The 9,408-nt window shown below is 67.4% G+C and carries 6 protein-coding genes; all 6 read right to left on the reverse strand.

The annotated features are described in order from the left end of the window. Positions 1–158: 158 nt before the first annotated feature. The 6 genes from ABZT74_RS34420 to typA all read right to left on the reverse strand — a co-directional run bounded on the left by ABZT74_RS34420 (position 159) and on the right by typA (position 9,220). Complete coding sequence (locus tag ABZT74_RS34420) at positions 159–1,316, reverse strand: dipeptide ABC transporter ATP-binding protein (protein WP_355865136.1); 1,158 nt, start codon at positions 1,314–1,316, stop codon at positions 159–161. Positions 1,317–1,329: 13 nt separating this feature from the next. Continuing rightward, the gene (locus ABZT74_RS34425) at positions 1,330–2,391 is read right to left on the reverse strand and encodes an ABC transporter ATP-binding protein (RefSeq protein WP_355865139.1); all 1,062 of its coding nucleotides are present in this window, start codon (positions 2,389–2,391) and stop codon (positions 1,330–1,332) included. Between the two features lie 9 nt (positions 2,392–2,400). Next, positions 2,401–3,381, reverse strand: a complete 981-nt coding sequence (locus tag ABZT74_RS34430) for an ABC transporter permease (protein WP_356441436.1) — start codon at positions 3,379–3,381, stop codon at positions 2,401–2,403. 95 nt (positions 3,382–3,476) lie between these two features. After that, entirely contained in the window at positions 3,477–5,285 is a 1,809-nt protein-coding gene (locus tag ABZT74_RS34435; RefSeq protein ID WP_356166211.1) for an ABC transporter substrate-binding protein, read from the reverse strand. A gap of 149 nt (positions 5,286–5,434) precedes the next feature. Further along, the gene (locus tag ABZT74_RS34440) at positions 5,435–6,424 is read right to left on the reverse strand and encodes an ABC transporter permease (RefSeq protein WP_355865148.1); all 990 of its coding nucleotides are present in this window, start codon (positions 6,422–6,424) and stop codon (positions 5,435–5,437) included. A gap of 888 nt (positions 6,425–7,312) precedes the next feature. Further along, positions 7,313–9,220, reverse strand: a complete 1,908-nt coding sequence (gene typA, locus ABZT74_RS34445; RefSeq protein WP_356166214.1) for a translational GTPase TypA — start codon at positions 9,218–9,220, stop codon at positions 7,313–7,315. Between the last annotated feature and the right edge of the window lie 188 nt (positions 9,221–9,408).

Consider the following 9,408-nt stretch of genomic DNA (forward strand, 5'->3'; position numbering starts at 1 on the left):
CAGGTTCGAGGACGGCATAGCGGCGGCGGTGGAGGCCCATCGGCTCGCGGTCGATCTCGGTGACCGCCGCGGACAGGCCAAGGACACCGGGGTGGCCGTGAGGCCGGGCCCGCCCGCGCACCCGAGGGGTGCGTACCGCTCCGAGCGCCCCTGTCGCGCTACTCGGCGCTCCCCTGCTCGTCCCTCTCCAGCGCGGCCAGCGCGGGGTCGAGGACGATGTCCTCCGCCCGCGCGGCGACCGACGGCTCCTCCGGGAAGTGGCAGGCCGTCAGATGGCCGTCGGAGTTGCCTTCCAGCCGGACGAGCGGCGGCTCCTCCGACGCGCACTTGTCCTGCGCCTTCCAGCAGCGGGTGCGGAACCGGCAGCCGGACGGCGGGGAGATGGGCGACGGCACGTCGCCCGCCAGCCGGATCCGCTCGCGCCGGGCCTCGCCCGTCCCGTCCAGTTCGACCTCGGGGACCGCGGACAGCAGGGCGTGCGTGTAGGGGTGCCGGGGCCGGGTGTAGATCGACTCCCGGTCGCCTACCTCGATGATCTTGCCGAGGTACATGACGGCGACGCGCTGCGAGAAGTGCCGTACCACCGCGAGGTCGTGGGCGATGAACAGGAACGCGATGCCCAGTTCCTTCTGGACCTCCTGGAGGAGGTTGACGACCTGCGCCTGGATGGAGACGTCCAGGGCGGAGACGGGCTCGTCCGCGACGATCAGCTTCGGCTCCAGGGCGAGCGCGCGGGCGACCCCGATGCGCTGGCGCTGGCCGCCGGAGAACTCGTGCGGGAAACGGTTGTAGTGCTCGGGGTTGAGACCGACCGTCTCCAGGAGTTCGCGGACGCGCTTCTCCCGGCCGCCCTTCGGATTGATCCCGTTGACCTCCATCGGCCCCGAGATGATCTTGCCGACCGTCTGCCGCGGGTTCAGCGACGAATACGGGTCCTGGAAGATCATCTGGATCTCGGAACGGACCGGCGCCAGCTGCCGTCGGCTGGCGTGGCTGATGTCCTGGCCGCGGTAACTGATCCGGCCGGCGGTGGGTTCGAGCAGTCTGGTGATCAGCCGGCCCGTCGTCGACTTCCCGCAGCCCGACTCGCCGACGAGGCCGAAGCTCTCGCCCACGTGCACGGTCAGGTCGATGCCGTCCACGGCCTGCACGGCGCCGATGGTGCGCCGGATCGGGAAGCCGCCCTTGACCGGGAAGTGCTTGACCAGCTTGTCGACCACCAGCAACGGCTCGTCGGAACCGCCGTCCGTGGCCGCGCGCGGAGCGGGCAGCGTGGCATCACCCGTCGGGACGTCCTTCGCGACGTCTTCCTTCATGACGCTGTTCTCCCTAACGCAGCCGGGGCTTGATCTGCTCGATGAAAATGGCCTGCTTCTGCTGGGCCGTGAGGTGGCAGGCGCCTCCTCGGCCCGCCGGCAGCAGCGGAAGTTCGTCCACGCAGCGCGTGCCCCCGACCTCGTCCCGGAAGGTGCACCGGGGATGGAACCGGCACCCCGACGGCGGCCTCAGCAGGGAGGGGGGCGCGCCGGGGATGGGTGCCAGCGGCGCACCGAGGTCCGAGTCGAGGCGCGGCATCGAGTTCAACAGGCCCCAGGTGTACGGGTGCTGGGGTGAGCGGAGCACCTCGCTCACCGAGCCGCGTTCCACCGCCCCGCCCGCGTACATCACCATGATGTCGTCGGCCATGTCGGCGATGACGCCCAGGTCGTGCGTGATGAAGATGATCGCCGACCCGAACTCCTGCTGGAGGTCCTTCAGGAGGTCGAGGATCTGCGCCTGCACGGTCACGTCGAGCGCGGTGGTCGGCTCGTCCGCGATCAGCAGGTCGGGGTCGCAGACCAGCGCCATGGCGATCATCGCGCGCTGGCGCATACCGCCGGAGAACTGGTGCGGGTAGTCCTTGGCCCGTTCCCTGGGGTTCGGGATGCCGACCTTGCCGAGCATCTCCACGGCCCGGTCCCAGGCGGCCTTCTTCGACGCCCCGGTGTGCTTCATGAACGGCTCGGCGATCTGCCGCCCCACCGTGTAGTACGGGGACAGCGCCGTCAGCGGGTCCTGGAAGATCATCGCGGCCTTGTTGCCGCGCACCTTCTCCAACTCCGACTCGCGGGCGGTGATCAGCTCCTGCCCGTCGAGCACGATCTCGCCCTCGATGGTGGTGAACATCGGGTTGTGCAGGCCGAGGACGGTCAGGTTGGTGACCGACTTGCCGGAGCCCGACTCCCCCACGATGCCGAGGGTCTTGCCCCGTTCGAGGTCGAAGGAGAGCCCGTCGACGGCCTTGACGACACCGTCCTCGGTCTTGAACCGGACGTACAGGTCACGCACCGAGAGGAAGGCACCCGAGTCCGCCGGTACGCCGGCGCCCGATTCCTTGGTCAGAGTGGTCACGGAATGCTCCTAGGACAGCCGCACGCGCGGGTCGATGAAGGCGTAGCAGGCATCCACGATGATGTTGAACAGCAGGATCATGGCGGCGGAGAAGAGCATCACGCCCAGCAGCAGCGGAAGGTCGCTGAAGAAGACCGCCTGGACGGCGAGTTGACCAAGGCCCGGCAGGCCGAACGTGTACTCGGTGATGATCGCGCCGCCGAGCAGCGAGCCGAGGTCGATGCCGAAGATGGTCACGATGGGAATGAGGGAACCGCGCCAGGCGTAGCGGAAGAAGACGTACTTCCGCGACATGCCCTTCGCGCGCGCGGTGCGGACGTGCTCCTCCTGGAGCTGCTCGATCATCGACGAGCGCGCCATACGCGTGTACTGCGAGGCGAAGATCGTGGAGAGGATCACCCAGGGGATGACCAGTCCGCTGAACCAGGTCACGGGATTGGCGGTGAAGTCGTTGTAGGCGGGCTTGGAGAACAGGTGGGTCTGGTAGACCAGCGCCGCCAGCGCCAGCGGGCCGAGGAAGTAGATCTGCATCGAGCTGAGGATCATCGCCCCGGCCGTCACCGTCTTGTCGAAGAGCGTGCCCCGCTTCCAGGCGGAGAACATGCCCGTGCCGAGACCGACGAACAGGAAGATGACGGCGGCGCCCAGCGTCAGCGAGACGGTGGTGGGCAGCCGGTCCATGAGCGTGCCCCAGACCTGCTCGTTGGTGTGGTACGAGTACCCGAAGCAGGGCGCGGGGCACGGCCCTTGGGTGAAGTCGCTGCTGCCCAGCACGAGGTTGTGCAGGAAGATCCAGTACTGCTCGGGGATCGACTTGTCGAGCCCGAGCACGTGATGGATGTTCTCGAGGTTGGCAGGCGTGCATGTCTTGCCGCACATCAGCAGCCCGGGGTCCCTCGGCATCCCGAAGAACAGCAGGAACGCGACGATACTCAGCAGAAACAGGATGACGACGGCGCCGAGTGAGCGGCGAATGAGGAAGCGCAGCATGACAGGGGCAGCTCTCAGACGTCAGCGGGCCCGGCGGGGCCCGGTGCGTGCCGCTCGTCGAGCGGCAGGCGCACCGGGCCCCGTCAGAGCGACGGTTACTTGACGAACAGGCGACGCGGGTCGACGCCACCGATCACGTCGTCGTAGACCAGGCCGCCGACCTTGGAACCGGCGATCTGGGTCTGCTTGTAGTACGCGGTCGGGACGACGTTGACGACGTCCTTGACCAGGTACTGGTCGACCTTCTCCCACGCGGCCGCGGCCTTGACCGGGTCGGTGATCTTGTTGATGCGGTCAATGTCCGCGTTGACCTTGGGGTCGTTGACCTGCGAGTAGTTCTGCGCACCGTCGGCGATACCGCGGCCGTCGTACAGCGGCGGGATCACGGTCGAGGCGGACGGCCAGTCGGCACCCCACGCGGTGTGGAAGATGTCGTAGTTGTTGTCCAGCTTGCTGACCTGGTCGTAGTACGTCTCGGCCGGGATCTCCTGGCGCTGGACGTCGAAGCCGGCCTTCTTCAGACCCGCGGCCATGGCGGTGGAGTACTGCTGGCCCTCGGGGGTGTTGATGTAGCCGAAGGTCAGCTTCATGCCCACCTTGCCCGCTTCCTTCAGCAGGGCCTTGGCCTTGTCCGGGTCACCGGCCGGCTTCTTGCGCTTGCCGAACGGGTCGAAGGAGGCGTCGTAGCCGCTGACGGTCGGGCTGATGAGGCCGCCGGCGACCTCCATCGCGTCGTTGCCGCCGAAGGCACGCACGAACGGCGTGATCGGCAGGGCGTAGGCGATGGCCTCGCGGATCTTCTTGTCCTTGAGGGCCGGGTGGCTCAGGTTGATGTTCATCTGACCGACGTACGGCTGGAAGCCGGAGACGGTGCGGGACTTCATCTTCGGGTCGGTGAGGACCTTGGACAGGTTGCCCGCGTCGACCTGGTTGTTGAAACTGAGGCCGGCCTGGTCGGCGCCGGAGTCGGCCAGCAGCGTCTTGGTGGACGCCTCGTACTGCTGGTTGAACGTGAAGTTGAACTTGTCCACGTACTGGTGACGGATCGGGTCGGTCTTCGGGTCCCAGTTGGTGTTCTTCACGAGGACCATCGACTTGCCGGACTTGAACGACTGGATCTTGTACGGTCCGGCCGCCACCGGCGCCCGGTCGTACTTCTCCTTGGTGTCACCCTTCGCGGAGACGATCGCGTAGCCCGCCATGGCGAGGGCGTACGGAAGGTCGGCGTGCGGCGACTTGAACTTGAAGACGATGGTCTTGTCGTCCGGCGTCTGCAGGATGCTGTCCGGCAGGTGCTTGCCCTTGTAGGGGCCGTCCTTCAGCAGCTTGCGGTAGTCCGCGCCCGGGCTGTCCGCGAGCCACTGCTGGATGTAGGGCGGGCCCTGGTTGATGAACGGCGCGAAGAGGCGCTCCATGGTCTGGCGGACGTCCTTGGACGTGATCGCCGTGCCGTCCTGGAACTTGATGCCGTCCTTCAGCGTGAACTTCCAGGTCTTGCCGCCGTCCGTCGTGGTGCCGGAGTCGGTGGCGAGGTCGCCGACGACCTCGTGCTTGGAACCGTCGTCGCTCGTGGCCTTGTAGCCGGTGAGGCCGCGGTGCAGCAGCGTCGCGAGGGAGCCCTCGTCGGACACGTAGATCTGGCCCGGGTCCAGGTGCGCGTAGCTGTCACGCTGGAGGACCTCCATCGTGCCGCCGCTCTTCGCGCCGGGGACCTCGGCCGCGGGGCCGGTGGAGTCGGCGGCGTCGCCGAACTTGATCGACGCCTGCTGCCGCTGCGCGTTCTCCTTGTCCTTCTTGTTGTCGTCCTTGCTGTCGCTGCCGCCCTTGCTGCAACCGGTGAGCACGAGAGCTCCCGCCGCGAGCACGGAGATCGCGGCGTATGCGTGGCGTCCGCCCCTACTCATCACTCAGATTCCTACCCATCTGTGTATCACCAGTGCGAACAAGTGCACCTGCGGTGCTGGTGAGTCGCTTTGGTCGACCAGTGAAATGCCGTTGATGTGCTGTGGAAGTGCCGTTCGAAATCGGGGCGAAGGCGCCCACAACTCTGTGGTCAGCGAGCCGTCTTGGGATCGAAGGCGTCCCTGACCGAATCCCCGAGCAGGTTGAACGCGACGACGAAGATGATCATCGAGATGCCCGGGAAGAACATGTAGGTGATGTCGTTCTGCAGGACGAGTTCCGTGGAGGCCTTGGAGAACATCTGTCCCCAGTCGGGCGTCGGTTCGACGATGCCGACACCGAGGAACGACAGGCCCGCCTCGATCGTCACGAAGTTCGGGAGCAGGTAGGTGGCCTGCACCAGGAGCGGTGTCACCACGTTGGGCAGCACTTCCTTGCGGATGATCCGCCAGGGGTGCGCTCCGCTCACCTTGGCCGCCTCGATGAACTCCCGTTCTCGCAGGGCGAGTGCGGTGCCCCGCAGAATGCGGGCGAGACTCATCCAGCCGAGCACCCACTGGACCGCGATCAGCGCGACCACGCGGACGTAGGTGGGCGTCTCGTCGCGGGGACTCACGAAGAGCGAGACCACGACGGGCATGCTCGCGATGAAGAAGAGCTGCGAGGGGAAGGCCAGCAGGAAGTCGATGACGCGGCTGATGCCGTAGTCGACCTTGCCGCCGATGTAGCCGGCGGTGACTCCCAGCAGGATGCCGGTGATCACGACCGCGACCGTCACCGCCACGGAGATCATCAGCGAGGTCCGGATGCCGAAGATCAGCTTGGTGAAGACGTCGTAGCCGTTGCCCGGCTCCAGACCGAACCAGAACTCGCTGCTGATACCGCCGTTGGGCTGGATCGGCACGCCCGCGCTGTCGAAGAGCTCGGGACGCTCGTCCGCGTACACCGTGTACGGGTTCTTGCCGTACATCTTGCCGATCAGCGGCGCGAGGATGGCGATCAGGAAGTAGAACCCCACGACATAGGCGGAGATGACCCCCGAGCGGTCCCGCTTGAAGCGGATCCACATCAACTGGCCGGGAGACCGGCCGACGAGCTGATCGGCCTCGGGTTGCGCGGCCGCCACCTGCCCGTCGCCCACGGCGACCGGTCCAGCGCCGTCCTCAGTCTCGATAGGACTCGTCACAATTCGCCCATTCCGCAAGTGTGGGTGTGCCGTACCCGGACGCGGCCGGTCCGCCGGAGCGGAGGAGGCTGCGCCGAGTCGGCGGCCGTCACCTGGTGTGCCAGGCCGCCGTTCGGTTGAGAAGAGACGTCAATTACCCGGCGGTCGACCGGAACTCCCAGTCGGACGCGCGTAGTTGGAACCACATCGGGGTCCGCCGCCAAGGACGGGAAACCGGGTGGTGCTCAGCGACGCACCGGGGCCGGGCCGACGCCCGGGCCGCGGCGTCAGCGCACGCGGGCGCAGAGTCGTGATCGGAACTCCGCCTCGTCGCGGACCGCGGGGGGCGATGTGACCCACATGGTGCTGATGACACCGCACATGGGTACCTCCTCATGACTCAACCGGTGCACGGACAGGAGGGGCACTGCTGATCTCCGACACCCCTGACGGAGGATCAAGCACCCCACTGTGCTCGTGAGTCGGCACTGTCCCCACAGCGCATGACCCATTGACCCGAGCGTTACGCGGCTAACTATCTGACATGAGCCAGATAACCGACCACAGCCTTTAGGTCTCGGTTCCATCACAGCTACCGCGTACATCTTCCAAAATCTGGACAAAATGATCCGCCGGAGAAGCCCCCGAAACGGACGTGTTACATGCCTATCGGTCGAGGGGCTCCGCATTTCGGACATGGCGAGGCGGAAAACGGGTTGCAAAAAGCCCGGGTGCCCCCATGCTTGGGGACACCCGGGCTCGGTCGCCGGTGGATCGGCCCGTCACTACGGGCGGATCAGCCCGGCCCGGCCGGCCGGCTCAGTGGCGGCGCGGCGGGTCGGACAGGGCGCTACGGCCGGTGGATCAGCCGTGCTTGGCGCGGCTCGCGCTGCGGCCGCGCTCCTTCTGGTCCAGGACGACCTTGCGGATGCGAACGGCCTCCGGGGTCACCTCGACGCACTCGTCGTCGCGGCAGAACTCGAGCGACTGCTCCAGCGAGAGCTTGCGCGGCGGAACGATCGCCTCGAACGAGTCGGCCGCGGCCGACCGCATGTTCGTGAGCTTCTTCTCCTTGGTGATGTTCACGTCCATGTCGTCGGCGCGCGAGTTCTCGCCGACGATCATGCCCTCGTACACCTCGGTGCCGGGGTCGGTGAACAGCACACCGCGCTCCTGGAGATTCGTCATCGCGAACGCGGTGACGGCGCCGGAGCGGTCGGCGACGAGCGAGCCGTTGTTACGGGTCGTCAGGGTGCCGAACCAGGGCTCGTGGCCCTCGTGGATGGAGTGGGCGATGCCCGTGCCGCGCGTGCCGGTCAGGAACTCCGTACGGAAGCCGATGAGGCCGCGGGACGGGACGACGAACTCCAGGCGGACCCAGCCGGAGCCGTGGTTCGACATGTTGTCCATCCGGCCCTTGCGGACGCCCATGAGCTGCGTGACCGCGCCCATGTGCTCCTCGGGGACGTCGATCGTCATGCGCTCGACCGGCTCGTGGACCTTGCCGTCGATGACCTGGGTGACGACCTGCGGCTTGCCGATGGTCAGCTCGAAGCCCTCGCGGCGCATCTGCTCGACCAGGATGGCGAGCGCGAGCTCACCACGGCCCTGGACCTCCCACGCGTCCGGGCGCTCGGTGTCGAGCACGCGGAGCGAGACGTTACCGACCAGCTCGCGGTCGAGGCGGTCCTTGACCTGGCGGGCGGTGACCTTGCGGTCCTTGACCGCGGCCTTGGCGTCCGCGCCCTTGCCGGTGGCGCCGCGGCCGACCATCGGAGAGGTGTTCGTACCGATGGTCATGGAGATCGCCGGCTCGTCGACCGTGATCAGCGGCAGCGCGATCGGGTTCTCGGGGTCGGCGAGGGTCTCGCCGATCATGATGTCCGGGATACCGGCGACGGCACAGATGTCACCGGGGCCCGCCTTCTCGGCGGGCTTGCGGGTGAGCGCCTCGGTCATCAGCAGCTCGGTGATGCGCACGTTCGCCATCGTGCCGTCGCGCTTGATCCACGTGACGTTCTGGCCCTTGCGCAGCTCGCCCTGCTCGACACGGAGCAGCGCGATACGGCCGAGGAAGTTGTCGGCGTCCAGGTTGGTGACGTGGGCCTGAAGCGGCGCGGTCTCGTCGTAGGACGGGGCCGGGACCGACTCGAGGATCGTCGTGAAGAACGGCTCCAGGCTGTCGCTGTCGGCCGGGACGGTGCCGTCCTCCGGCTTGGTCAGCGAGGCCACGCCGTCACGCGCACACGCGTAGACGATCGGGAACTCGATCTGGTCCTCGTCGGCGTCGAGGTCGAGGAAGAGGTCGTACGCCTCGTTCACGACCTCGTCGATGCGCGCGTCCGGGCGGTCCGTCTTGTTGATGCACAGGATGACGGGCAGCCGGGCGTGGAGCGCCTTGCGCAGCACGAAGCGGGTCTGGGGCAGCGGGCCCTCGGAGGCGTCGACGAGGAGGACGACCGCGTCCACCATCGACAGGCCGCGCTCGACCTCACCACCGAAGTCGGCGTGGCCGGGGGTGTCGATGATGTTGATCGTGATGGCCTCGCCGCCATCCTTCGGGTGGTACTTGACCGCCGTGTTCTTCGCCAGGATCGTGATGCCCTTCTCACGTTCCAGGTCGTTCGAGTCCATCATGCGGTCGTCGAGCGACTCGGCGGCGTGCGCGGCGAAGGCACCGGCCTGCTTGAGCATGGCGTCGACCAGTGTGGTCTTGCCGTGGTCGACGTGGGCGACGATGGCGACGTTGCGGATGTCGTGGCGCGTGGCCATATTGAGGCGCTTCTCCCGGAGTGAGTGGACGGCCTCCGCGTCGCGGGGCCTGCCGGGCTGAACACGCCACGGCCTTACCCCATGGTACGTGGCCCTGGCGGAGGCAACCTCCGCAGGGCCACGGGGGGCGGGTCCGCGCGGGCCCCCCCCCAGGCGGGCCCGCGCGGGGGATACGCAGGTGCTCCGGG

This window comes from Streptomyces sp. NPDC005302 (assembly GCF_040607345.1).
GTDB lineage: Bacteria > Actinomycetota > Actinomycetes > Streptomycetales > Streptomycetaceae > Streptomyces.

Bases quoted from the DNA above. Each gene is read 5' to 3' on its own strand.
- ABZT74_RS34420 (WP_355865136.1), bottom strand. From the start codon at position 1,316: ATGAAGGAAGACGTCGCGAAGGACGTCCCGACGGGTGATGCCACGCTG.
- ABZT74_RS34430 (WP_356441436.1), bottom strand. From the start codon at position 3,381: ATGCTGCGCTTCCTCATTCGCCGCTCACTCGGCGCCGTCGTCATCCTG.
- ABZT74_RS34435 (WP_356166211.1), bottom strand. From the start codon at position 5,285: ATGAGTAGGGGCGGACGCCACGCATACGCCGCGATCTCCGTGCTCGCG.
- typA (WP_356166214.1), bottom strand. From the start codon at position 9,220: ATGGCCACGCGCCACGACATCCGCAACGTCGCCATCGTCGCCCACGTC.